This is a genomic window from Propioniciclava sp. MC1595, assembly GCF_017569205.1.
Classification (GTDB): Bacteria; Actinomycetota; Actinomycetes; order Propionibacteriales; family Propionibacteriaceae; genus Propioniciclava.
Map to the genome: position 1 here is coordinate 2,804,394 of NZ_CP071870.1, position 23,992 is coordinate 2,828,385.

The 23,992-nt window shown below is 72.8% G+C and carries 25 protein-coding genes, 1 tRNA gene and 1 riboswitch; of the genes, 13 read left to right on the forward strand and 13 right to left on the reverse strand.

Features of this window, described 5'->3' with window-relative positions:
* The first annotated feature begins 14 nt into the window (after nt 1–14).
* Nucleotides 15–671, forward strand: a complete 657-nt coding sequence (locus tag J4N02_RS13540; RefSeq protein ID WP_188333596.1) for a hypothetical protein — start codon at nt 15–17, stop codon at nt 669–671.
* Here J4N02_RS13540 and J4N02_RS13545 read toward each other — a convergent pair.
* Genes J4N02_RS13545 through J4N02_RS13555 form a run of 3 tightly spaced genes read right to left on the reverse strand, consistent with a single transcriptional unit; the run spans nt 668 to nt 3,396 of the window.
* Entirely contained in the window at nt 668–2,152 is a 1,485-nt protein-coding gene (locus tag J4N02_RS13545; RefSeq protein WP_188333597.1) for an NCS2 family permease, read from the reverse strand. The genes J4N02_RS13540 and J4N02_RS13545 overlap by 4 nt on opposite strands.
* 57 nt (nt 2,153–2,209) lie before the next feature.
* On the reverse strand, nt 2,210–3,007 hold the full coding sequence (locus tag J4N02_RS13550; protein WP_182816414.1) for a DUF3027 domain-containing protein: 798 nt from the start codon (nt 3,005–3,007) through the stop codon (nt 2,210–2,212).
* Between the two features lie 2 nt (nt 3,008–3,009).
* Nucleotides 3,010–3,396, reverse strand: a complete 387-nt coding sequence (locus J4N02_RS13555; RefSeq protein ID WP_182816413.1) for a cold-shock protein — start codon at nt 3,394–3,396, stop codon at nt 3,010–3,012.
* Nucleotides 3,397–3,523: 127 nt separating this feature from the next.
* Between J4N02_RS13555 and J4N02_RS13560 the strand changes: the two genes are divergently transcribed.
* Genes J4N02_RS13560 through J4N02_RS13570 form a run of 3 tightly spaced genes read left to right on the forward strand, consistent with a single transcriptional unit; the run spans nt 3,524 to nt 6,063 of the window.
* Complete coding sequence (locus J4N02_RS13560; RefSeq protein WP_182816411.1) at nt 3,524–4,456, forward strand: hypothetical protein; 933 nt, start codon at nt 3,524–3,526, stop codon at nt 4,454–4,456.
* On the forward strand, nt 4,453–5,040 hold the full coding sequence (locus J4N02_RS13565; protein WP_208090983.1) for an NUDIX hydrolase: 588 nt from the start codon (nt 4,453–4,455) through the stop codon (nt 5,038–5,040). Before J4N02_RS13560 ends, J4N02_RS13565 begins: the two co-directional genes overlap by 4 nt.
* Nucleotides 5,041–5,094: 54 nt before the next feature.
* Nucleotides 5,095–6,063 carry a cation diffusion facilitator family transporter gene (locus J4N02_RS13570; RefSeq protein WP_182816409.1) on the forward strand — a complete coding sequence of 323 codons (969 nt, stop codon included), beginning with the start codon at nt 5,095–5,097 and terminating at the stop codon, nt 6,061–6,063.
* Nucleotides 6,064–6,073: 10 nt separating this feature from the next.
* On the opposite strand, the gene J4N02_RS13575 is transcribed toward J4N02_RS13570, so the two are convergent.
* From J4N02_RS13575 to J4N02_RS13585, 3 genes are all read right to left on the reverse strand, one after another.
* Nucleotides 6,074–6,478, reverse strand: coding sequence for a hypothetical protein (locus J4N02_RS13575; RefSeq protein ID WP_182816407.1), 405 nt, complete (start codon nt 6,476–6,478; stop codon nt 6,074–6,076).
* Nucleotides 6,479–6,488: 10 nt separating this feature from the next.
* Nucleotides 6,489–6,968, reverse strand: coding sequence for a DedA family protein (locus J4N02_RS13580; protein WP_182816405.1), 480 nt, complete (start codon nt 6,966–6,968; stop codon nt 6,489–6,491).
* 74 nt (nt 6,969–7,042) lie between these two features.
* The gene (locus J4N02_RS13585) at nt 7,043–7,879 is read right to left on the reverse strand and encodes a helix-turn-helix domain-containing protein (RefSeq protein WP_243760809.1); all 837 of its coding nucleotides are present in this window, start codon (nt 7,877–7,879) and stop codon (nt 7,043–7,045) included.
* A gap of 295 nt (nt 7,880–8,174) precedes the next feature.
* On the opposite strand from J4N02_RS13585, the gene J4N02_RS13590 reads away from it, so the two are divergent.
* Genes J4N02_RS13590 through J4N02_RS13605 form a run of 4 tightly spaced genes read left to right on the forward strand, consistent with a single transcriptional unit; the run spans nt 8,175 to nt 14,403 of the window.
* Complete coding sequence (locus J4N02_RS13590) at nt 8,175–11,972, forward strand: Pls/PosA family non-ribosomal peptide synthetase (protein ID WP_243760810.1); 3,798 nt, start codon at nt 8,175–8,177, stop codon at nt 11,970–11,972.
* A gap of 27 nt (nt 11,973–11,999) precedes the next feature.
* Complete coding sequence (locus J4N02_RS13595; RefSeq protein ID WP_182816399.1) at nt 12,000–13,304, forward strand: M1 family metallopeptidase; 1,305 nt, start codon at nt 12,000–12,002, stop codon at nt 13,302–13,304.
* 4 nt (nt 13,305–13,308) lie between these two features.
* Nucleotides 13,309–14,172: a Cof-type HAD-IIB family hydrolase gene (locus J4N02_RS13600; RefSeq protein WP_182816397.1), complete on the forward strand. Its 864-nt coding sequence runs from the start codon at nt 13,309–13,311 to the stop codon at nt 14,170–14,172.
* 27 nt (nt 14,173–14,199) lie between these two features.
* On the forward strand, nt 14,200–14,403 hold the full coding sequence (locus tag J4N02_RS13605; RefSeq protein WP_188333692.1) for a multicopper oxidase domain-containing protein: 204 nt from the start codon (nt 14,200–14,202) through the stop codon (nt 14,401–14,403).
* A gap of 74 nt (nt 14,404–14,477) precedes the next feature.
* Here J4N02_RS13605 and groL read toward each other — a convergent pair whose 3' ends face one another.
* Nucleotides 14,478–16,109, reverse strand: coding sequence for a chaperonin GroEL (gene groL / locus J4N02_RS13610; protein ID WP_182816395.1), 1,632 nt, complete (start codon nt 16,107–16,109; stop codon nt 14,478–14,480).
* Between the two features lie 182 nt (nt 16,110–16,291).
* Between groL and J4N02_RS13615 the strand changes: the two genes are divergently transcribed.
* Entirely contained in the window at nt 16,292–16,846 is a 555-nt protein-coding gene (locus tag J4N02_RS13615) for a hypothetical protein (RefSeq protein WP_188333599.1), read from the forward strand.
* Here the strand turns inward: J4N02_RS13615 and J4N02_RS13620 are convergent.
* Nucleotides 16,767–17,066 (reverse strand): DUF3263 domain-containing protein, encoded by a 300-nt coding sequence (locus J4N02_RS13620; RefSeq protein ID WP_182816391.1) that lies wholly within the window; start codon nt 17,064–17,066, stop codon nt 16,767–16,769. The genes J4N02_RS13615 and J4N02_RS13620 overlap by 80 nt on opposite strands.
* A 142-nt stretch (nt 17,067–17,208) precedes the next feature.
* Here J4N02_RS13620 and manA point away from each other — a divergent pair, with 142 nt between their 5' ends.
* Nucleotides 17,209–18,396 carry a mannose-6-phosphate isomerase, class I gene (gene manA / locus J4N02_RS13625; protein WP_188333600.1) on the forward strand — a complete coding sequence of 396 codons (1,188 nt, stop codon included), beginning with the start codon at nt 17,209–17,211 and terminating at the stop codon, nt 18,394–18,396.
* 118 nt (nt 18,397–18,514) lie between these two features.
* Complete coding sequence (locus J4N02_RS13630; RefSeq protein WP_182816387.1) at nt 18,515–19,606, forward strand: DUF808 domain-containing protein; 1,092 nt, start codon at nt 18,515–18,517, stop codon at nt 19,604–19,606.
* Between the two features lie 24 nt (nt 19,607–19,630).
* Here J4N02_RS13630 and J4N02_RS13635 read toward each other — a convergent pair whose 3' ends face one another.
* On the reverse strand, nt 19,631–19,984 hold the full coding sequence (locus J4N02_RS13635) for a multidrug efflux SMR transporter (protein WP_182816386.1): 354 nt from the start codon (nt 19,982–19,984) through the stop codon (nt 19,631–19,633).
* Between the two features lies 1 nt (nt 19,985).
* Entirely contained in the window at nt 19,986–20,300 is a 315-nt protein-coding gene (locus J4N02_RS13640) for a multidrug efflux SMR transporter (RefSeq protein WP_208090984.1), read from the reverse strand.
* Nucleotides 20,301–20,355: 55 nt separating this feature from the next.
* Nucleotides 20,356–20,423, reverse strand: a riboswitch (guanidine-III (ykkC-III) riboswitch).
* 56 nt (nt 20,424–20,479) lie between these two features.
* Here J4N02_RS13640 and J4N02_RS13645 point away from each other — a divergent pair.
* Both J4N02_RS13645 and J4N02_RS13650 read left to right on the forward strand, forming a co-directional pair.
* Nucleotides 20,480–20,552, forward strand: a tRNA-Thr gene (locus J4N02_RS13645).
* A gap of 1 nt (nt 20,553) precedes the next feature.
* On the forward strand, nt 20,554–21,207 hold the full coding sequence (locus J4N02_RS13650; RefSeq protein WP_243760812.1) for a bifunctional 2-polyprenyl-6-hydroxyphenol methylase/3-demethylubiquinol 3-O-methyltransferase UbiG: 654 nt from the start codon (nt 20,554–20,556) through the stop codon (nt 21,205–21,207).
* Between the two features lie 24 nt (nt 21,208–21,231).
* On the opposite strand, the gene J4N02_RS13655 is transcribed toward J4N02_RS13650, so the two are convergent.
* From J4N02_RS13655 to J4N02_RS13665, 3 genes are read right to left on the reverse strand one after another with little or no spacing between them, the layout of a single operon-like run.
* Nucleotides 21,232–21,930, reverse strand: a complete 699-nt coding sequence (locus J4N02_RS13655) for a response regulator transcription factor (protein ID WP_188333602.1) — start codon at nt 21,928–21,930, stop codon at nt 21,232–21,234.
* The gene (locus J4N02_RS13660; protein ID WP_188333603.1) at nt 21,891–23,174 is read right to left on the reverse strand and encodes a sensor histidine kinase; all 1,284 of its coding nucleotides are present in this window, start codon (nt 23,172–23,174) and stop codon (nt 21,891–21,893) included. Before J4N02_RS13660 ends, J4N02_RS13655 begins: the two co-directional genes overlap by 40 nt.
* A 53-nt stretch (nt 23,175–23,227) precedes the next feature.
* The gene (locus J4N02_RS13665; RefSeq protein ID WP_188333604.1) at nt 23,228–23,974 is read right to left on the reverse strand and encodes a DedA family protein; all 747 of its coding nucleotides are present in this window, start codon (nt 23,972–23,974) and stop codon (nt 23,228–23,230) included.
* Nucleotides 23,975–23,992: the final 18 nt, after the last annotated feature.

Here is a 23,992-nt window from a genome sequence, read left to right on the forward strand (position 1 = left end):
CCAAGGCTGGACCCATGGGCACGGTGAGCCTCCACGCGATCGGGATCGACGAGCTGCGGGACGCCTTCGCGGGCACGGACGCCGCGGTCGGGCGGCTGCGGTCGCTCGCCCTGGCGACGTGGCCGCCCGAGGACCGGCCGGGCCGGGGCAGCCTGCTGTCGAAGCTGGGCCCGTTCAGCCGCCAGGCGGTCGGCGCCCCCGTCGTGCGACCCGAGATCCCCACCGGTCGCGACGTCGACGACGTGGCCCACGGGCGCGAGGTCCCGCCCGACCGGCGCACCGCGGCGTGGGCGCTCGTGAACGCCGTGATCGCCGACACCGCCTGGGACAGCCTGGCGCTGCCCGCCGACGACCGGACGATCGACGACCTGGACTTCGCGCTCGCCTCCGCGGGGCTGCCCAGCCGCTTCGGCCTGCGCCAGCTGTTCGACCGGCCCACCGGCATCCCGGTGAAGAAGCTGCCCGGCATGGCCGACGGGTATGTCCGCCGCGACCGGGCCGAGGCGATGGCGTCCGCGTGGACCGCGGCGCTGCCGGATCTGGCCCCGTCCGCGGCCCCGCTGGCGCGGCGCATCACCCAGTGGCTGGCCGGGTTCCCGGTCTGGGCCGCAAGCGCCGACGAGGCCGGACGCCCCGCGCCCGACCTCGTCGTGTGGTACCGCCCCGACTAGCTGATCAGCGCGCCGATCACGCCCTCGGCGAAGAAGAGCACGAAGGCGGCCGCGACCACGTAGAGCAGCGGGTGCACCTCGCGCGCCTTGCCGCGGGCGAGCTTGATGAGGACGTAGAAGATGAAGCCGGCGCCGATGCCCACCGTGATCGAGTAGGTGAACGGCATGGCGATCAGCGTGATGAAGGCGGGGAAGCCCTCCTCCGGGTCGGTCCAGTCGACGTGGATGACCTGGCTCAGCATCAGGAAGCCGACGAACACCAGCGCGGGCGCGGCGGCCTCGGACGGGACGAGCTTGACCAGCGGCGCGAGGAACAGGCTGAGCAGGAAGGCGATGCCGGTCACGACGGACGCGAAACCGGTGCGGGCGCCCTCACCGACACCGGCGGCCGACTCGATGTAGGAGGTGTTCGACGAGACCGAGCCCAGGCCACCGGCGATCGCGGCGACCGAGTCGACGACGAGGATCTCGCGGGTGCGCTCGGGGTTGCCGTCGGAGCCGAGCAGGTTGCCCTCGGCGCCCACCGCCACGATGGTGCCCATCGAGTCGAAGAAGTCGGCCAGCAGCAGGGCGAAGACCGTCATCAGCATGGCGATCGTCACCTCGGGGCCGACCGTGAACGCGCCGAAGAGGTCGACGCGGCCGAGCAGCGAGAGGTCCGGCAGGCTGAAGAAGGAGCCCTCGATCGCCGGGACGTTGAGCATCCACCCGGTCGGGTTGGTGCCGTCGGGGAGCTTCGCCCCGATCTTCAGCACGGCCTCGAGGATGACGGCCACGACGGTCATGCCCACGATGGTGATCAGCATGGCGCCGGGCGTGCGGCGCACGAACAGCAGCACCAGCACGATGAGTCCGAGCACGAACACGGCCATCGGCCAGCCGAGCAGGTGGTTGTCGACCCCCAGCTGCAGCAGCGGGTTGCCCGGGCGGACGATGCCGGCGTCGGCCAGGCCGACCAGCGTGATGAACAGGCCGATGCCGACGGCGATGCCGGTGCGCAGCGGGCGCGGGACCGCGCGGAAGACGGCCTCACGGAACCCCGTCAGCACCAGGACGAGGATGATGATGCCCTCCCACACGACCAGGCCCATGGCCTGCGGCCAGGTCACCTGCGGGGCGATCACGTAGGCGAGCATCGCGTTGAGGCCGAGGCCGGTGGCGAGCGCCAGCGGGAACCGCCCGACGACACCCATGAGGATCGTCATGATGCCGGCGATCAGGGCCGTCGCGGCCGCGACCATGGCGATCGTGGGCCCGATGTTGGCCGGGTCGGCGGCCGACAGGCCGCTGACGAGGTTCCCGTCCTTGTCGGGCGTGGTGCCGATGATCAGCGGGTTCAGCGCGATGATGTAGGCCATCGTGAAGAACGTGACGAGGCCGCCGCGGACCTCTTGGGCGATGCTCGACCCGCGGCGCGAGATGCCGAAGTAGGAGTCGAGCCCGGACCGCGCAGGTGCCGGGGCTGTGGTGCTGGAAGACATGGCACGCAGCCTAGGGCCCATCGCCACCGATGGATCGCGCCGTCTCGCGGCCGGCGGTCAGTCGAACAGCAGGTCGTCGGTCGTGATGGTGTCCCACACCGGACGCGGCAGGTCGACCCCGCGCTGGGGCTCGACGACGTCGGAGTGGGCGCCGCAGCCGTGGTCGACCGTGACGACCTGGGCGTCGCGCTGGGAGAACTCGTTCGCGCACACGCCGAACTGGCGGCCGAGCGAACCGGTGAGCCGCACGAAGTAGGCGCAGTCCAGGCAGTTGCCGGGCGCCTGCTTGGTCATCGCGTTGTGCGGGCCGCCCTCGCCCTCGACCCAGCGGTCGGCGGCCTCGTCGCGCCCGTAGACGCTCAGCACGCGCTCGCGGCCCAGGCCGAGTTCGGCCACGACGGCCCGGGTGGCGGCCCACTCGGCCGGATCGGCGTCCCGCGCGGTGTCGCCGCCGGTGAAGCCGGCCTCGACGCGGGGGTCGTTGTCGGACGTCGGCATGAGCACGCCAGGGCCGACGTCGCCCGCCTGGATCCGGTCGGACCACGGCACCCACGCGGGGGCGACGAGCGCGCCCTCGCCGGGCAGCATGACGACCTCGCTGACCGTCACGACCCGGGCGCGCGAGGCGCGCGCCACGGACACGGCCCAGCGCCACCCGGTGTAGCCGGGGTGCAGGACCTCGAAGTAGTGGGTGGCCACGCGCGCGCCCTCGGCGACGACGCCCAGGTGGTCACCGACCCCCGCCACGTCGGCGCGGCCCTCGGCCGCGGCCCGCGCGAGGTCGACCGCCTCGGCGCACGCGGCGTCGAGTTCGGGGGCCTTCGCCCGGGGCGCCTTGACGGTGGGGACGGTCACGCTCACAGCTCCAGTTCGTCGGCGACGGCGCGCAGGACCTGGGCCGTCTTCGCGGCGTGCTTCGCGTCGGGGTGCCGGTGGTGGCGGTAGCCGTTGCCGATCGAGTCGAGCATCTTGATCAGGTCCTCGACGATGACGGCCATCGTGTCGGGCGACTTGCGCTGCGCCTTCGACAGCGACACGGGGGCCTCCAGGAGGCGCACCGAGATGGCCTGCTCGCCCCGGCGTCCGTCGATCACCCCGAACTCGACGTGCTGGCCCTTCTTGAGGGTCGGCACGCCCGCGGGCAGCGCGGAGGCGTGCACGTACACCTCGTCGCTCCCGCCATCCTTCGCGATGAACCCGAAGCCCTTGTCGGCATCGAAGAACCGCACGCGGCCGGTCGGCATCTCACACACTCCTGGCAGGTCACACTCTCGGACCGTGCCAGCGTACCGGACCCCCGCAAGTCGGCACCCGTGTCCACCGCTCCGCCTCGGGTAACCTGTGGGGGCACCGCGCGGAGGGAGGGAAACCGTGGCCCACTGGACCGACGGCCCCGAGTACGCGCCCACCGAGCGCCCCGACGTCTTCGTCGAGCCGGACGCCCCGCAGTTGGGTCACGCGGACCCCGAGCCCGACGCGGCGCCCCGCCCGCCGCGCGCCGAGGTCGCTCCCCCGCCCCACGGCTTCTCCGCCCCGGACGCCCCACCCCTCGACGCGCTCGTCCCGGCCAGTGCCCCCGAGCGGGATCCACACGAGGCCTTCGACGTGGCCGCGACGCCGATGATGTCGTGGTCTCCCGCAACGCTCCCCCCGCCCGAGGGCGACCCGGTGCCCCTCGAGCCGCCGCCGATGGGGCCGGACGGCTTCCCCGCGCTGCCGGCACCCACGCCGTCCGCATGGGGGCACGCCCACGCGCCGCAGGGCCTCGGCCGGCCGGCCCCGCCCGCCTGGGCGCCGGACCAGCCGTTCCCGCCCGGCGTGGCCCCCGCGCCGAGCAATGTCCCGGGTCCTCCCCCGGCCTGGCCGCCGCCGCAGGTGAACCCGGGCGGCTTCCCCCAGGCCGGCCCGGCCCCGTGGGAGCAGCCCCCGCCGCAGCGTGCCTTCGAGCCGGTGACGCTGGGCACGATGCTGCGCAACACGACGCCCGCGGTGCTGATCTGCCTCGGCCTCGGGGCGATCGTCTTCCCCTTCTCGATGGCGATGCTCGTGCTGGCCTCGGTGCTGGCCACCCGGATCCGGTACCGGCGGCGCATCGTCGGCCGGATGTTCACTGGCTCGATCCTCCTCAGCTTCCTGCTCGGGATGGCCGGCATGTTCGACTACCAGGGCGCCCTCGACCCGCTGGGGTGGTACGACGCCTCGACCGGGTGGGCGCAGCTGGCGTGCCTGATCCTGTTCGTCGCGGTCCCGCTCGTGGTCGGCGACGCGATGCGCCGCGGCGAGGAGCCGGAGCAGTTCCTGTGAGCGAGCCTTTCCGCTCACGCGACTTCACCCCCGTCCCGGCCGAACTGCGGCCGCGCAAGACGCGCCGCGGCGTCCGGGTCGTCGTGACCGACGGGACGCACGTGCTGCTGTTCGCCGACACCGACCCCGGCGTCCCGGGCTCGCGCTGGTGGACGACGCCCGGCGGCGGGATGGACCCCGGCGAGACCGAGGAGCAGACCGCGATCCGGGAACTCGCGGAGGAGACCGGGCTGGTCGTCGAGGCGTCCGACCTCGTGGGGCCGGTGCTGCGCCGGGTCGCGGCGCACGGGTACTCCGACCAGGTGTGCGAGCAGTCCGAGTGCTTCTACGTCGTGACCACCCCCCGGTTCGAGGTCGACACGGCCGGGCACACCGCTGACGAGCAGGTGACCCTCGACGGCCACGCCTGGGTGCCGCTGACCGGGCTCGACGACCTGCCCGAGCCGGTGTGGCCGGCGTGCCTCGCGGGGATCGTCGCCGCCGCCACCGGCGACCCGTCCGCGTGGCCGGGCGACGTGGGCCGGGTCGAGGAGTCCACGGTCCCGATTGGCAACCTCGTGGACCCGGCTTCCCGGCAGGACTAACCTTTTCGAGGCTCGGCCCCCAGCGGCCCCGCCGCGAGGAAGGAAGAGTCCCCCATGCAGAGCAATGTGTCGACACCCGAGGAGACGGTGTCGACGAAGTTCCTGATGAAGTTCGTGATGCTGTCGGTCGTGACCGCGGTGCTCACGGTCGCCATCAAGGCCTCGGCGGCCTGGATCACGGGCTCGGTCGGCTTCCTCTCCGACGCGCTGGAGTCGATCGTCAACCTCGTGGCCGCGCTCGTCGCGCTGTGGGCGCTGGCCGTCTCGGGCAAGCCGGCCGACCACAACCACGACTTCGGCCACGGCAAGGCCGAGTACATGAGCTCCCTCGTGGAGGGCGCCCTCATCTTCGTCGCCGCAGCCGGCATCATCGTCTCGGCGATCAACCGGTTCGTGCACCCGCAGCCGCTGGAGGAGATCGGCATCGGCCTGCTGCTGTCGGTCCTCGCCACCGTGCTGAACCTCGTCGTCGGCCTCGTGCTGATCCGCCAGGGGCGCAAGCACCGCTCGATCACCCTCGAGGCCGACGGCCACCACTTGATGACCGACGTGTGGACGACCGTCGGCGTCATCATCGGTATCGGCCTGCTGCTGCTCTTCCCGACCCAACTGTGGATCGACCCGCTGGTCGCCCTCGTGGTGGGCCTCAACATCCTGTGGACCGGCGCGCGGCTCGTCCGCCGCTCCGCGGTCGGCCTGCTGGACGCCGCCCTCCCCGCCGACGAGGTCGCGGCCATCCGCGCCGCCATGGACGGGGTCATCGGCGACGACCGCGTCACGGTCAGCGACCTGCGCACCCGCGAGTCGGGGCGCCAACGGTTCGTCCAGACCACCGTGGTCGTGCCCGGCCTGTGGACCGTCGCCCGCAGCCACGGGCTGGCCGACGACATCGAGGCCGCCATCGCCCGGGTGTTCCCCGACACCCAGACCGTGGTCCACATCGAACCCGGGCCGACCGCGCACCCGCGGCCCCAACCCGCCCCGCCCCCGCCGGAGCGGTACCCGGACCACCACTCGATCTGACGCGCCCCACTCAGCGGCGGGCGTGGGCGACCTCGGTGTCGACCAGGCGCCGCCAGGAACGGACGAGGCCCTCATCGACGTAGGCCTTCCGCGAGCCACCGGGGCGCACCTGGTCTGCGACGTGGAACTGGCGGACGCCCGCGCGGGCCAGCCAGGGCACGTGGTCGGGGTGCAGCTCACCGTCGGCCACGACCAGGGCCGCGACCCGGGCATCCGCCCGGGCCCGCCGGACCAGGTCGTCCAGCCCGTGCTCCAGCGCACGGGCCGAGCCCGCCGTCCGGACGCCGTCGATCCCCGGCAGCCGCGCCACGGCCCGCCAGGCCTCGTCGGTGTCCAGCACGGTGTCGAACGCGCGGGAGAAGGTCCACGGGCAGGTGAAGCCGTCGAGCAGTGCGCCGATGACCTCGGCGTCCACCTCGTCGAAATCAACCAGCGGGCGTGGGCTTCTTGTCGCGCGACAGCACGGCCCAGGCGAGCGCGCCGACCCCGACGACGCCCACGACGATCACCGCGGCGGGGGAGCGGACCCACAGCTCCTGGAGGCCGACCCAGCCCATGAAGCCGACCGTGCCGTAGATGAACGCCCACGCGACGCACCCGACGGCGACGGCGGGCAGGTAGCGGCGCAGCGGCATCCGGGTCACGCCGGCGGCGAGGTTCACCATGGTCTGGACGCCGATGGTGAAGAAGGAAAGCGACACGGCAGGCGCGCCCCAACGGTTCAGCCAGGAGGCGCCGCGTTCGTAGTGCTTGGATTCCAGGAGCCTCGCAGCCCTCGTCCTCCGCGCGCCTGCCGCGATCCCGCGGCCCAGCCAGTAGGTCCCGTTGGCGCGCAGCATCACGATCACCCACAGCGCGGCGACGACGATGGCGTAGGGGGCGTCCCAGCTCGTGGGATCGAACATGGTGCTCCTTGCCACGAGGGTCTTCAGCGGGGGGCCAGTCTAGCCAGTGGCCACGGGGCGACGCGGTGTCCCGATCAGTGGCCCTGCGAGAAGCGGATCGCCGCGCGGAACTGCGCCGCGATCCCGGCGCCCGGGCCAAGGGGCCAGCGGTGCATCACGTACTCGCTCGCGGCGTCGACGGCGAGCTGCCGCGACGAGTTCCCGGTGCGCACCCACAGCTCCGGTGCCGCGTTCTTGTTCGGGCGCAGGTACACCGGGCGCGGGGAGGCCGCGGCCGTCACCCGGCAGACGTCGCGGGCGACGCCGTCGCCGTCGGGCAGCGCCTCGAACTCGACGGCGACCAGCGCGGCGGCGTTGGGGCCGAGTGTCGTGGTCAGCAGGTCGCGGAGCCAGAGCTGGAAGCGGTCGTGGTCGGGGGCCTTCATGGTCCCGAGGTCGCGGTCGAGGCCCAGCGGCGTGCCGGCGTCGTCGACGCCGATGATGAGCGTGCCGCCGTCGGCGTTCAGGAAAGCGGCAAGGGTCTTCGCCGTCACCTGCTCCATCTTGTCGTCCTTGGCTCCCGTGTGGAGGTTCACCCGCGCCGTGGACTTGAACTCCACCCGGTCTGACTCGCCCGCCCGCACCAGCTCGGCGGTGGTCGCCCGCAGCGGGCGCTGCAGGTGTGCCGCGACGCCGGCGTAGGCGGCGACCGCGAGCACCGAGGCGCCGAGGGCGAGGGCGATGGCCAGGGGGCTGGTCAGCAGGACGTCTGGCTTGATGGCCCAGGCGAGGGTGAACCCGACCGCCGAGCCAAGGATCGACATCACGACCGAAGCCGTCGTCGAGAGCGTTGCCCGGTTTCGCAGCAGCCAGCGCGCGATCGAACCGAACGCGAACGAGCCGACGAGGACGGCGATGAGGGAAAGCGACACAACCCAGAGGGGAAGTCCGAGGGAGGGGTTCAACGAGGCTCCAAGGGTGAGGACTCTCCTCAGTCTATTCATCGTTCGCGGCGTTCGGCCGCCGGCGACCCGCAGCGGGTGTGTAGGTTGGGGCCCCGGAGGTGACCAATGGCCCGGTTGCGGGCAGCCACGCTGGCCCGGGCTCCCTTGTGGGGTAGGATGCATCGCTGGCGATACATCTGTAGCGCTGCAATCCCGCCAGGAGACCCCCACCCGTGTCGCAGCTCCGCGCGCACCTCGCGCCCCCGCCCGCACGCTCGTCGACGTGTTCCGGGCCACCGTCGAGACCTTCGGTGACGCCCACGCGCTCGACAACGGCGTCGAGGTGCTGACCTACGCGGAGTTCGCCGACGCGGCCGAGGAGGTGGCCACCGAACTGGCCGCCCACGGGATCGGGCGCGGCGACCGGGTCGGCGTCCGCATCGCCTCGGGAACGACCACGCTCTACACCGCGATCATGGGCATCCTGCTCGCCGGCGCGGCGTACGTGCCCGTCGACGCCGACGACCCCGACGAGCGCGCCCGCACCGTCTTCGACGAGGCCGGGGTGGCCGCCATCCTGGGCAACGGCCTGGCGATCACCACCCGGGGGGCCCGGCGCGCCGCACGCGCCCCCCTGCCCGACGTGCAGCTCGACGACGACGCGTGGATCATCTTCACCTCCGGCTCCACCGGCAAGCCGAAGGGCGTCGCGGTCCAGCACCGCTCGGCCGCGGCGTTCGTGGACGCCGAGGCGCGGCTCTTCCTCCAACAGGACCCCATCAACGAGACCGACCGGGTCATGGCCGGCCTGTCGGTCGCCTTCGACGCCTCCTGCGAGGAGATGTGGCTGGCCTGGCGCTACGGCGCCTGCCTCGTGCCCGCCCCCCGCTCACTGGTCCGCTCCGGCATGGACCTCGGCCCCTGGCTGGTCGCCCACCGGCTCACCATCGTCTCGACGGTGCCGACCCTGGTGCTGCTCTGGCCGGCCGAGGCGCTGGACCGCGTGCGGCTGCTCATCCTCGGCGGCGAGGCCTGCCCGCCCGAGATCGGCATCCGGTTCGCGACCGAGCGGCGCGAGGTCTGGAACACCTACGGCCCGACCGAGGCCACCGTCGTCGCCTGCGCCGCGCAGGTGTTCGCCCACGAGCCCGTCCGCATCGGCTGGGCCCTGGACGGCTGGGACCTCGCCGTCGTCGACCCCGCCACCGGGGAGCCCGTCGCCGCCAGCGAGCCGGGCGAACTCGTCATCGGCGGCGTCGGCCTGGCGCGCTACCTCGACCCCGCCAAGGACGCCGAGAAGTACGCCCCCATGCCCTCGCTGGGCTGGGAGCGCGCCTACCGTTCCGGCGACCTCGTCGTCGACGACCCCGAGGGGCTGCTGTTCCTCGGCCGCGCCGACGACCAGGTCAAGGTCGGCGGGCGGCGCATCGAGCTGGGCGAACTGGACGCCGCGCTCACGGCCCTGCCCGGGGTCCGGGGCGCCGCGGCGGCCGTGCGCACCACGGGCGCCGGCACCCAGGTGCTGGTCGGCTACCTCGCCGCCGACTCCGACTTCGACATCCACGCCGCCACCGCGGCCCTCCGCGAGCAGCTGCCGGCCGCCCTGGTCCCCCGGCTGGCGGTCGTCGACGACCTGCCCACCCGCACGTCCGGCAAGATCGACCGGGACGCCCTCCCGTGGCCCCTCCCCGGCGGCCCGGCCGAGCCCGCGGCGTCCGGGCAGACCGCGGCGCTGACCGAGCACGAGGCGTGGCTGGCTGGCCTGTGGACCGACACGCTCGGGGCCGCCGTGGCCGACCCAGCGTCCGACTTCTTCGACCTGGGCGGCACCTCGCTGGCCGTGGCGCACCTGCTCGCCGCGATCCGGCGGCGGTTCCCCGAGGCCGGCGTCACCGACATCTACGACCACCCGCGCCTGGGTGCGATGGCCGCCCACCTGACCGCGATGGAGGCCCCCGACGTCCCGCTCAACGAGCGTGTCACCCCGGTGCGCCGCCGCACGAAGGTGGGCCAGCTGCTCGCCATCGTGCCACTGCGCACGATCGGGGCGCTGCGCTGGGTCACGCTGTTGGCGACCGGCGTGAACCTCGCCGGGTGGCTCGCGCTGCCCGTCTCCCCCGTGCCCTGGTGGCTGGTCGCGGTGGGCTGGGTCCTGTTCGTGCTGCCGCCCGGACGGATGGTCCTGTCGGCGCTCGGAGCGCGGCTGCTGCTCGCCCCGGTCGTCCCGGGTCGCTACCCGCGCGGCGGCCGCGCCCACCTGCGGCTGTGGCTGGCCGAGCGGCTCGCCGAGGAACTCGGCGCCACCTCGACCGCCTCGGCCCCCGGCATGACCTGGTATGCCCGCCTCCTCGGCGCGCGCATCGGCAAGGGCGTCGACCTGCACACCGTCCCCCCGGTCACGGGCTTCCTGACCGTCGGCGAGGGGGCCAGCATCGAGATCGAGGCCGACCTGGCCGGGTACTGGCTCGACGGCGACACCCTCGTCGTCGGCTCGGTCACCATCGGCCCGGACGCCCGCATCGGCATGCGCTCCACGCTCGGCCCCGACTCCGTCGTCGGTGCGGGCGCCGAGATCGGACCGGGATCGGCCGTGGTCGGCGAGGTGCCCGCGGGCGAGTACTGGACGGGCTCCCCCGCCCAGCCCTCCCGCGCCCGGGCGCGCGGCCCGTGGGAGGCACCCCCGCCCCGGCGTCCCGCTTGGTGGCTGGGTTACCTGCTCGCCTCGCTGGTCATCGCCGCGATCCCGCCGGCCGGGCTCGCCAGCGGCGCCGCGATCGTGCTCGCCACCGCCCCCACCGGGGTCGGCATCGCGGCCCTGCTCGGCCACGCGCTGGTCTGGCTGCCGCCGGCGGTGCTCGCCGGGTTCGCGGTGGTGGCCCTGCTCGTGCTCGGGTTCGTGCGTCTGGCCGGGCTGTTCGTGGTCGAGGGCCCCGCACCGGTGCACTCCGGCCGCGGGCTGGCCGCCTGGGCGACCGTCCGGGTGCTCGACGAGGCCCGCACCTGGCTCTACCCCCTGTACGCCGGCTGGTTCACCACCGTGTGGCTGCGCCTGCTCGGCGCCGAGATGGGCAAGGACGCCGAGGCGTCGACCGTGCTGATGATCCCGAAGCTGGCCTCGGTCGGCGAGGGCTCGTTCCTGGCCGACGACACCCTCGTCGGCGGCTACGAGCTCGGCGGCGGCTGGCTCCGCACCGGCCGCACCCGCGTCGGCAAGGGCGCCTTCCTCGGCAACTCCGGCATGGCCGCCCCCGGGCGCAAGGTGCCCGCGCGCGGCCTCGTCGCCGTGCTCAGCTCGGCCCCACCGCGGGACCGGGCCAAGAAGACCACCTCGTGGATCGGTTCCCCGCCCGCCCCGCTGCGCCGCGCCGTGCAGCAGGCCGACACCTCGCTCACCTACGACCCGCCCACCCGGCTCCGCGTGCTGCGGGCGCTGGTCGAGGCGTTCCGGATCGTCGCGGTGATGGTGTCCATGGCCCTCGCGGTGCTGGTGGTCGCCGCGCTGCTCGCGCTGGCGTCCGCGTCGTGGTGGTGGGCGGTCGGCCTCGGCGGGGTCGTCCTGGTCGCCACCGGGTACCTCGCGGCCTGGCTGTCGGTGCTGCCCAAGCGCCTGCTCGTGGGGCGGGTGAAGCCGGGCGAGCACCCCCTGTGGAGCTCCTTCGTGTGGCGCAACGAGCTGGCCGACCAGTTCGTCGAGCTGGTCACCGCGCCGTGGTTCGTGCGCTGGGCCACCGGGACGCCCCTGCTCAACGTCTGGCTGCGCACCATGGGCGCCCGCATCGGGAAGGGTGTGTGGTGCGAGTCCTACTGGCTGCCCGAACCCGACCTGGTCGAGGTCGGTCCCGGCGCGACCATCTCGCGGGGCTGCGTCGTGCAGACCCACCTGTTCCACGACCGTGTGCTCGCCCTCGACACCGTCGTCATCAAGGCGGGCGCGACCCTGTGCCCCAACGGCGTCGTCCTGCCGGGCGCGACCGTCGGCCGGCACTCCACCATCGGCCCCGCCTCACTGGTGATGCGCGGCGAGTCGGTGCCGCGCCGCACGCGCTGGATCGGCAACCCCATCGGGCCGTGGACCGCGTGACCCGGCCCCGTGTGGCAGGATCGAGTGGTGCGCGTCGTCCCTGATCCCTACCTGCCCGGCCACGGGGACCTCCGGTACACCGTCGAGCACTACGACCTCGCCCTCGACTACCGCCTGACCACCAACCGCCTGGACGCGGTCGCCACCCTGCGCGTGGTCGCCCGGGAGGCCACCGACACCCTGCGCCTCGACCTGAGCGGGCTGCACGTCTCCCGGGTGCGGGTCGGCGGGGCGAAGCCGAAGAAGTACACCCACAAGGACCGCGTCCTCACGCTGAAGCTGGCCCACCCCTTGGCCGCCGGCGAGCCCACGACCGTCGAGGTCGCCTACGCCGGCAAGCCCGGCCCGGTGCCGGGAGCGCACGGCCCGGCCGGCTGGGAGGAGCTCACCGACGGCGTCCTGGTCGCCTCGCAGCCCTACGGCGCGCCGTCGTTCTACCCGTGCAACGACCGGGCCGACGACAAGGCCTCCTACCGCATCGCCGTGACCACCGACCCCGAGTACGCGGTCGTCGCGACCGGACGCCCCACCGGCACGTCCACGCGCGCCGGCCGCACGACCTGGGTGTTCGAGGAGGCCGCGCCCACGGCGTCCTACCTCGTCAGCATCGTCATCGGACGCCTCGCGGCCGAGCCCCTGCCGGGTTCCGGGGGCCGGGTCACGCTCCACCGCCCGCGCGGACGCGCCGTGCCGCCGGCCTCGCCCCTGCTGCGCCTGCCGGCGATGCTGGACGCCCTCGAGGGCTGGTTCGGCCCCTATCCCCTGCCCGACTTCAGGGCCGTGGTGGTCGACGAGCCCCTGGAGATCCCGCTCGAGGCGCAGGGCATGGCCAGCTTCGGCACCAACCACCTCGTCGACGACTGGGACAACGAGCGCCTCGTCGTGCACGAACTCGCCCACCAGTGGTTCGGCAACAAGGTGACCTCCGGGCTGCTGCGCGACATCTGGCTGCACGAGGGCTTCGCCTGCTACACCGAGTGGCTGTGGTCGGAGGCCCGCGGCCTGCTGACCGCCGACGAGCGCGCGGCGCGGCACCACAAGGCGCTGCCGATGCAGCAGCAGACCACCCCGCTGGCCGACCCCGGCATGCCGGCGATGTTCGACGACTGGGTCTACAAGCGCGGCGCGCTGACCCTGCACGCGTTGCGCGTGGCGCTCGGCGACGCGGCCTTCTTCGCCGTGTGCCGTTCGTGGGTCGCCGAGCACTCGGTCGCCTCCACCACGACGTTCGTCGACCACGTGGCCCGCGTCACGGGCACCGACCAGTCCGCACTGCTGGCCATCTGGCTCGACGCGGTCAAGCTGCCGGCCTGCCCCCGGTTGCGGGCGTGACTCGATGACCCGCTCGCGCAGCCCCGAACCCGCCCGGCGGCGCCGGGCCGTCTTCCTCGACGTCGACGGCACCCTCGTCGGCTGGGACGGTCGGATCCCCGCGAGCACGGTGGAGGCCGTGCGCGGCGCCCGCGCGGCCGGCCACGCCGTGTTCGTGTGCACGGGCCGGTCGCGGGCCGAGTTGTGGCCCGACCTGCTCGACATCGGCTTCGACGGGGTGATCGGGGCCTCCGGGGCATTCGTCGCGGTGGGTGGCGAGGTGGTCGTGCACCGCGCGATCCCCGAGGACGACCTGGCCTTCGCCCTGGCCTGGTTCGACCGCCACGACACCGGCGTCGTCCTGCAGGCCGACGACGCGATCCTCGCCCCGGTCGCCATCCGCGACCGCATGCGCGCCTCGCTACCCGACCTCGGCCAGACCCCCGAGGAGTTCGCCCGGGGCTCGTTCGGCTTCATCGACCGGGTGCGCACCGACGGTGATCGCAGCGGGGTGCTGGTCACCAAGCTGGTCTACCTCGGCTGCCCGCTCCCGGTCGACGCCGTGCAGGAGGCCCTCGCGGGCCGGTTCGAGGTCGTGGCCAGCTCGGTCGAGGCCTTCGGCCCCGGCTGCGGCGAGGTCACCGTCGCCGGCCTCGACAAGGCCGCCGGCATGGTGGCCGCCCTCACCCACCTCGGCCTCGACCGCGCGGACTCCATCGCCATCGGCGACAGCTGGAACGACGTCGAACTGCTCCGCGCCGCGGGCGTCGGCATCGCGATGGGCAACGCCCCCGACGCCGTCAAGGCCATCGCCGACGAGGTCACCGGCCGCGTCGACGAGGACGGCCTGCACGCGGCCTTCGTCCGACACGGCCTCATCGGGGCCTGACCCCGCCCGACCGCCGCCCCTTTCCCGATCGGAAACGGATCCACCGCGCCGCTCGACGTCGGCCACGGCGAGACCTACGACGTGGCCTTCCTGGCCGACAACCCCGGCATCTGGATGGACCACTGCCACAACCTGCCCCACGCGGTGGAGGGACTGATGACCCACCTCATGGACGAGGGGGTGACGACGCCGTTCCTGCTCGGGACGGCGTCCGGGAACGAACCGGAGTGATGCCCGCGCAACGCACAGGGCGCCCCGCGTGTGCGGGACGCCCTGTGTGTGGTTCTCGACGGGGTCGAGCGTGGTCAGAAGCCCATGCCGCCCATGTCGTCGCCGCCGGCCGGCATGGCCGGCGCCTTCTCGGGCTTGTCGGCGATGACGGCCTCGGTGGTGAGGAACAGCGCCGCGATGGACGCCGCGTTCTGCAGCGCCGAGCGGGTCACCTTGGCCGGGTCGGGGATGCCCGCCTCGAGCATGTCCACGTACTCACCGGTGGCGGCGTTCAGGCCCTTGCCGGGCTCGAGGCCCGCGACCTTCTCCGCCACGACGCCGCCCTCGAGGCCGGCGTTCTCGGCGATCTGCTTCAGCGGGGCCGAGGCAGCGGTGAACACGATCTGCGCGCCGACCAGCTCGTCGCCGGACAGCTCGCCGGACACCTTCTCCTTGACCGCGGCGGCGGCCTGGAGCAGCGCGACGCCACCACCGGGGAGGATGCCCTCCTCGACGGCCGCCTTCGCGTTGCGGACGGCGTCCTCGATGCGGTGCTTGCGCTCCTTGAGCTCGACCTCGGTGGCCGCGCCGACCTTGATGACGGCCACGCCGCCGGCCAGCTTGGCGAGGCGCTCCTGCAGCTTCTCGCGGTCGTAGTCGGAGTCGGAGTTCTCGATCTCGCGGCGGATCTGGGCCACGCGGCCCTCGATCTGCTGCGCGTCGCCGGCACCGTCGACGATGGTGGTCTCGTCCTTGGTGATGCGCACCGAGCGGGCGCGGCCGAGCAGCTCGACGGTCACGGCGTCCAGCTTGAGGCCGACCTCCTCGGAGATGACCTGGCCGCCGGTCAGGATCGCGATGTCGCCCAGCATGGCCTTGCGGCGGTCGCCGAAGCCCGGGGCCTTGACGGCGACGGACTTGAAGGTGCCACGGATCTTGTTGACGATCAGGCCGGCGAGGGCCTCACCGTCGACGTCCTCGGCGATGACCAGCAGCGGCTTGCCGCCCTGCATGACCTTCTCGAGAACGGGCAGCAGGTCCTTCAGCGAGGAGACCTTGCTGTTGACGATGAGGATGTAGGGGTCGTCGAGGACGGCCTCCATGCGCTCGGCGTCGGTCACGAAGTAGGGCGAGATGTAGCCCTTGTCGAAGCGCATGCCCTCGGTGAGCTCGAGGTCGAGCCCGAAGGTGTTGCTCTCCTCGACGGTGATGACGCCTTCCTTGCCGACCTTGTCCATCGCCTCGGCGATGATGTCGCCGACCGTGGTGTCGGCGGCCGAGATGGACGCCGTGGCCGCGATCTGCTCCTTGGTGTCGACCGAGGTGGCCTGGGCGGCCAGCTCGTCGGCGATGGCGGCGACGGCCTTCTCGATGCCGCGCTTGAGGCCCATCGGGTTCGCACCGGCGGTGACGTTGCGGAGGCCCTCGCGGACCATCGCCTGCGCCACGACGGTGGCGGTGGTGGTGCCGTCACCCGCGACGTCGTCGGTCTTCTTGGCGACCTCCTTGACGAGCTCGGCCCCGATCTTCTCGAACGGGTCCTCCAGCTCGATCTCCTTGGCGATGGAGACACCGTCGTTGGTGATCGTGGGGGCGCCCCACTTCTTCTCGAGGACGACGTTGCGACCCTTCGGGCCGAGCGTCACCTTCACCGCGTCGGCGAGGGTGTTCATGCCCCGCTCGAGCCCGCGGCGGGCCTCGACGTTGAATTCAATCAGCTTTGCCACTGCGGCAGCCCTTTCGAATGTCTTTGCGTTGCCCCGGACGGTGCCCGCGACGGACGACCTGATCGGCAGGTCTCACACGGCCGGAACGAGTGGCACTCTCGACCCGAGAGTGCCAGCTACATGTTTACCAGCCGATTAGCACTCGAGACAAGCGAGTGCCATCGCGCACTAGTGTTGGCGGCATGCGTCGACGTGATCGCATCCGCCACCTCGCGAACTGGCTGAACCTGAGCACCCCGGTCGGGCTGCTGGTGGCCGGGGCCGGTGGCGCGCGGGTGCGACGCCGCCCCGACGGCATCTTCGTCGCCGAGGGCTACCGGTTCGCCTTCCCGGTCGCCGGGGCCTTCACCATCGGCGACGTGGTGACCACGGCGTCCACGATGGACCGGCTCGAGGCGCGCGTGCCGGGGGTGTACGCCCACGAGGTGCGGCACGCGTGGCAGTTCGCGGCCACGGGGGTCTGGTTCCTGCCCGCCTACCTGGTCGCGTCGGCCTGGTCGCTGGCCCGGACGGGCAGCCCGGCCCTGCGCAACCCGCTGGAGCGCCACGCCGGGCTGGTCACGGGCGGGTACGCGCACGCGGACGGGGCCCCGATCGGGTCCATCTGGATGTTCCGTGGTTCGCCCGGCTTGACGGGCGTGCGTCTCGCGCGGCCGGTCAGACGGCCGCGGCGGCCGACAGCGGGCGGGCCGAACGGCGCTGCTGGCGGCTCTCGCGCTGGCGGCGGAGGCGCTTGACCAGCAGGGTCGCGTGGGCGAGCGCCTCGGGCTTGTCGATCAGGGCGTTGAGCTCCTGGTAGTACCGCGGCACCGACAGGTCGAAGCGGCGTAGGATCGCCGCCTCCTTGCCCTCGGGGGCGAGGTGCCCGGTCGCCTCGAACGCGAGCAGGTCGGCCTCGAACGCGGTGAGGCCGGACTCGGTGGTACCGGTTTCGGTGCGGGCCAGCGCGTCGGACATGCCGACCACTGTACGCCACGAATCACAGCCGTGTCATTCGCCCTCGGTGCCTCCCTGCTTGCCCGAACCCGTCCCGCCGAGTTGAATGGACGATGGACCACTCACCCACCCTGGTCCGAGATCTGAGGAGGACCGAGAGCTGATGGAGCACCTGCGGGGCACGCTCATCCACTACCCGTGGGGCACGTTCGACACCATCCACGAGCTGCTCGGCACCGAGCCCGACGGGCGCCCCGTGGCGGAGTTCTGGCTCGGCGCGCACACCCTCGCCCCCTCGTCGCTGGCCGACGCCACGCTGGACCAGGCGCTGGCCCAGCGCCCGGAACTGCTCGGCGCGCGCAGCGTCGACGAGTTCGGCCCCTACCTGCCGTACCTGATGAAGGTCCTGTCCGCCCGCCACCCCCTGTCGCTGCAGGCGCACCCCTCCCGCGCGCTGGCCGAGGAGGGCTTCGCCGCCGAGGAGGCCGCCGGCGTCCCGTTGACCGCCCCGCAGCGGGTGTACAAGGACGACTGGCCCAAGCCCGAGATCCTCGTGGCGCTGGAGGAGTTCCACGCGCTGTGCGGGTTCCGCGACCCGTCGATCACGATCGCGTTGTTCGAGGCGCTGGAGGTGGGCCCGTCGATCGAGCGGGTCATCGGTCCCCTGCGCTCGCGCGGCGGGGAGGCCGGGCTGCAGGAGGTGTTCCTGCAGCTGCTCGCCATGAAGGAGCAGCAGGTCGACATCGTGGACGCCGTCCTGGCCGCCGCCGTCGAGCGCCGCGACGAGCCGGGCGAGCTGGGCGACTTCGCCCGCACCGCCCTCGAGCTGGACGACGTGTTCCCGCGCGACCCCGGCATCCTGGCCGCGCTCCTACTCAACCGCGTCACCCTCCAGCCGGGCCAGGGCCTCTACACCCCGGCCGGCGTCATGCACGCCCACCTCCGGGGCACCGGCGTCGAGGTGATGGCGTCCAGCGACAACGTCATCCGCGGCGGGCTCACGACCAAGCACATCGCCGTCGACGAGCTGGTCCGGGTCGTCGACTTCGGCTGGGGCGAGCCCGAGGTGATCGACGCCACCGAGACGGCCCCCGGCGTGTTCGACTACCCCACGCACTGCCACGAGTTCGACGTCTGGCGCCTGGAGCTGGCGGCCGACGCGCCGCTGGAGCTGCCCTCCCCCGAGGGGGCCCGGATCGTCCTGGTCACCCGCGGCACGGTCGTGCTGAGCGACGAGGAGCGCACCCTCGAGCTGTCGAAGGGGGACTCCGTCTTCGTCCCCGCGACCAACCCTGCGATCACGGCGTCCGGCGACGCCCAGGTCTTCCTCGCCGCCCCCGGGCTGGCCTGACCGAGCGATCCATGTCGGCCCCCGACCGGTGTCGGGCCCGGCCGCGACCCGTGCGCGGGCTGGGGTCCTCCCCCTACTCTGGTGGACGCGCATCACCGAGCGGAGAAGGACAGACACCATGAGCGGCGGCCTCGCAGCACTGCTGGACGACATCGCGGCGCTGGCCAAGCTGGCCGCAGCCTCGGTCGACGACGTGGCCGCGGCCGCCGGGCGCGCGGGCGCCAAGGCCGCCGGCGTCGTCATCGACGACGCAGCCGTGACCCCCCGCTACGTGACCGGCTTCAGCCCGGCGCGCGAGCTGCCGATGATCAGGACGATCGCGATCGGGTCGCTGCGCAACAAGTTCCTGTTCATCCTCCCGGCCATCCTGGTGCTGTCCCAGTTCGTGCCGTGGATCCTCACGCCCCTGCTCATGCTCGGCGGCCTGTACCTGAGCTACGAGGGCGCCGAGAAGATCTGGGAGAAGGTCTCCGGCCACGGCAAGGACAACCCCAAGAACAAGACGCCCGTCGCGCTGCAGGGCGGCGACCAGGAGAAGGGGATGACGTCGGGCGCGATCCGCACCGACTTCATCCTGTCGGCCGAGATCATGGTGATCGCGCTCAACGAGGTCGCCAACGAGCCGATCGTCTCCCGCGCCATCATCCTGGCCGTCGTCGCGCTCGCCATCACGATCGGCGTCTACGGCGTGGTCGCCCTCATCGTGAAGATGGACGACATCGGCCTCCACCTCGTGGAGAGCGGTCGTGGGCCCGGCATCGGCAACGCCCTGGTCAAGGGCATGCCCAAGCTGCTCACCGCCCTCGGCATCATCGGCACCATCGCGATGCTGTGGGTCGGCGGCCACATCCTGCTGGTCGGCGTCGACGAACTCGGCTGGCACGCCCCGTACGGTTTCGTCCACGACGCCGAGGTGCTGGTCGCCGGCGCCACCGGCCCGCTCGGCGGGTTCATGGGCTGGCTGACGAACACCTTCTTCTCGTTCCTCGTCGGCCTGTTCGTGGGCGGCATCATCGTCGCGATCATGCACGTCATCCCCCGCAAGGGCGGCCACGGCGACGCGTCCGGCCACGGCAGCCCCGAGACCGCCCGCCCCGCCGACCACGACCGGATGGTCCCGGGCTCGGCCCAGGGCAACTCCCTCGGCGGGCTCGCCGCCCTGCAGGCGGCCGAGCGCCGCGCGGAGCGCGAGGAGCACGAGGGCCACTGAGCCCGCGGCGTCCGCCGTTCGGGCTCAGGCTTCGGTCGAGCCGGCCACCGGGTCGGGCGCAGCGGGCGTGGAGAACTTCAGGCCGATCACGCAGCCGATGATCCCGGCCAGCAGCAGCACCTTGACCGGCGACAGCGGCTCGGCCCCGGTCGCGGCGGCCCAGGCGACGGTGAGCACGGCGCCGATACCGGTCCAGACGGCGTAGGCCGTCCCGGTCGGGATCGACTTCATCGCACAGCCCAGCCCGACGACCGAGAGCACGGTCGCCACGAAGAACACCACGGTCGGCCCCAGCAGGGTCAACCCGGCCGACTGCGCGAGGGCGGTCGCCCAGACGGCCTCGAGCACGGCCGACACGACCAACACGATCCACGGCACGTCAACCCACCACCTTCAGGCCGACGACGCAGGCGACGATGCCCATCAGCAGCAGCACGCGGCGCAGCGTGGCGGGCTCGACGCCGCGCACCATCGCCCACACCACGGTCAGGGTCGCGCCGGTGGCGGTCCAGACGGCGTAGGCGGTCCCGACCGGGATCGTGACCATCGCCACCCCCAGCCCGTACAGACTCAGCACGGACGCGACCACGAACGCCAGGGTCGGCTTCCACTTCCTCAGGCCGTCCGACGCGCCCAGCGCCGTCGCCCACACCGCCTCGAGCACGCCCGAGGCCAGCAGGATCACCCAGTCCACGAAGACTCCTCCACAAGACATCGGACGCCGTGGGCGTCCGTGAAGCGAACACACCGTTGGCCAGTCTTGTCGTCACCGGGTACTGAACCGTCGTCCGGGGCTGGGAGCCGCCACCAGCCTAGCAACGCGCGCGACGGGCAGCGATTCGGGCACAATGGACCCCGGCCCACCCGGGCCATGCCTCCGTAGCTCAGTTGGTAGAGCGCCCGCCTTGTAAGCGGATGGTCGCGGGTTCGAATCCTGTCGGAGGCTCGTGGACCCCAGCAAGCTCGCCCCGACCAACCTCACCGCCGCCATGCTGCGCGCGGCGCGGCGCAGCAAGTGGGCCGACGCCGTGGCCAACAACCCCAACCACTCGGCCTGGTACGTGCAGCGGTTCCGCGACATGGCCGCAGGCGGCACCGACCTGGTCGGCGAGGCGCGCCTGATCGACGCGATGGCCCCGCGCGGCGCCACGATCCTCGACGCCGGCTGCGGTCCCGGCCGCCACGCCGGCTACCTGCACGCGGCGGGCCACACCGTCGTCGGCGTCGACCTCGACCCGGTCCTCATCCAGGCCGCCGAGGAGGACTTCCCCGGCCCGCGCTACGTGGTCGGCGACCTCGCCGACGTCGTCCTGCCGGAGGACGCCCCCCTGCAGTTCGACCTCGTGTTCTCGGCCGGCAACGTGATGGGCTTCCTGCACCCCGACACCCGCCGCGACGTGCTGGCCAACATCGCCGGCTGGCTGAACCCGGAGGGCCGTGCGGTGATCGGGTACGGCGCCGGGCGCGGCTACGACTTCGACGACTTCGTCAAGGACGCCGCGAGCTCGGGCCTGCTGCTCAAGCAGGCCTTCTCGACCTGGGACCTCCAGCTCTTCACCGAGGACTCCCAGTTCCTGGTGGCGGTGCTGCACCGGGCGTGAGCCCGGCCCCGCCACCCCTGCGGGCTACACCAGCCCCGCGTCGTGGACCCGCATCGCGACCTGGACGCGGTTGTCGACGCCCAGCTTGTAGAAGATGCGCGTGACGTAGGCCTTCACGGTCGCGATCGACATGTACAGCTCGCCCGCGATCTCGGCGTTCGACTTGCCCTGCCCGATGGCGACGGCGACCTCGCGCTCGCGCTCGGTGAGGGCGTCCAGCTGCTTCAGCGCGGCCTCGCCGCGGCCGTCGTCGACCGACTTCGTCGCCAGCCCGATGACCTGCGAGATGACCGACGGCGACAGGGTGGTCTCGCCGGCATCCACGGCGCGGATCGCCTCGACCATCTTCGGCGGCGGGGTGTCCTTGAGCAGGAAGCCCGACGCCCCCGCCTGCAGCGCCTTCAGCACCATGTCGTCGGAGTCGAAGGTCGTCAGCACGACCACGCGCGGGGCATCCGGCCGGGCGAGGATCTCGGCGGTGGCGGCGATGCCGTCGCGCCGCGGCATCCGGATGTCCATGAGCACGATGTCGGGCTTGTGCTCGGCCACGACCTGCACGGCCTCGACACCGTCGGCGGCCTCGGCGACCACCTCGAGGTCGGGCGAGCCGCCGAGGATCAGCCCCAGCCCGGCTCGGACCAGCGGGTCGTCGTCGACCAGCACGATGCGGATGGTGTTCTCGGTCACGGGGTCCTCCTGAAGTCCGTCTCCCACGGTAGCCATGCCTCGACCTCGAACCGGCCGCCTCTCACGCCGGCGTCGAGGCGCCCGCCCAGCATGTGGGCGCGTTCGGTGATGCCGACCAGCCCGAGCTTCGAGCCAGGGATCGCGGCGCTCAGGTCGGTCAGGTCGTTGCCGCACCGCAGGGTGATGCCCTCGCGACGGTTGCCCGACAGCTCCAGCCGCACCAGCGCGCGCGGCGCGTGCTTGCGGGCGTTGGTCAGGCACTCCTGCACGATCCGGTAGAGGTGGCGCTGCTGCACCAGGGGCACGGACGCCGCGTCCAGCGTGTCGACCACCTCGAGCCGCTGCCCCGAGGCGTGCACCTCCTCGATCAGGGCGGGCAGGTCGGCGAGCGTCGGCTGCGGCGCGGCGACCGGCCCGGACGCCGTGGCCCCGGCCCCGACCACCGCACCCGCGGCGTCCAGCGTCGGCACCTCGCGGAGGGTGGACAGCACCGACCGCAGCTCGGTGAGGGAGGCGTGCGCGTTCTCCTGGATGATCGCGGCGATCTCCTGGGTCTTCTCCGGCGGCAGGTCGCCGCGGTAGGCCAGCACGCCGGCGTGCATCGAGACCAGCGAGATGCGGTGGGCCAGCACGTCGTGCATCTCGCGGGCGATCCGGTTGCGCTCGGCGAGCACGGCGAACTGGCGGTCGGCCTCGGCCTGCTCGACGCGGCGCAGGAATCCGGCCGCGCGGTCACGACGGACGCCCAGGTACATCCCCAGCAGCGCCATCGCGGTGCTGAGGAGCGCCACGCCGACCAAGCTGGACCACGTGAAGGGCACCGACCACGGCAGGAGGAAGCCGGCCAGCGACGACGCCAGGGTGGTCGCCCACGCGATGAGCGTGTTGCGCAGGTTGCGGCGTGAGGCGTTGGAGATGAAGGCCCAGACCGCGACCGCCGCGATGGAGGCCGAAGCGAACGAGAAGACCGCGGTGCCGACGGCGAGGATCAGGGGGAATCGCCGGCGCAGGTGGATCGTGGCCAGCCCGATCGCGCCCAGGACCGGGTCCAGTACCGCCCACCAGACCGGGGGCAGGCTGCCGATCTCCTCGGGTGGGATCGGGACGTCGAGGATCACCCCGGTCGTTCGGGCTTGGAACGCCAGCACCCAGACGGCTGCCATGGCGAAGAAGCACCCGATGGCGACCGCGTAGCGCCACGCGAAGCCGAAGCCGGTCAGCGGCGGGGGCGGGTACAGCTCGGGCTCGAACATCGCGGCCCAGGTGGGGCGGAAGGGCATGGGGTGAGCCTATGAGGCCGGGCGACCGGTCGGGACCGACCTTCGGCCAGCGATCACCGGTCCTCGGTCGACGCCTGCTGCTGGGCCCCGCGCTGGCGGTACCAGAACACGGCGAACATGCCGACGAGGATCGCGATCGAGAGGTACCACAGGTAGCGGCCGTAGGTGTCGACGACCTGCACGGCCGGCTCGCCGATCCAGTAGCCCAGCGCCATGTAGCCGGCAGTGGTGAGCAGGGCGCTGCCGAAGCAGACGGCCAGGAACTTCCACAACCTGGTGCCGGCCGCGCCCAGGGCGGCGTACACCACGCCGGCCGGGATCGGGATGGGCAGGAAGGTCACGAAGATGGCCAAGGTCTCGAACCGGCGGGCGCCGTTCCAGATCTTCTCCCAGCGGCGCTGGGTGCGCTCCGACTTGTTGGCCGACCACACGTCCATGATGTTGCGGCCCCAGAGCTTGCCGGCCCACCAGTAGACCCAGTCGAACTTCATCGCCATCAGCGACCCCACGACCAGGACCAGCGGCCACCAGCGGTCCCCCACGGCGGCCAGCGCGCCGACCAGCACCAGGCCGGTGCGGTAACCGAGCGAGCCGAGCAGGTGCGGCGCCAGGCCCAGGATGATCGGGCGCAGCGGCAGCATCACCAGCGCGTAGATGGCCACGACCGACAGCGCGGACATGCAGATCAGGTCGGCGCGGCCCGGCTTGTGCTTCCACGGCAGGGCGGGGTCGTCCCACCACTCGGGCTCGGACGCCGCGGCTGCGGCGTCCGGGGTCTCGGGGGCGGGCTGCGAGGTCACCCCGCGAGGATACCCAAG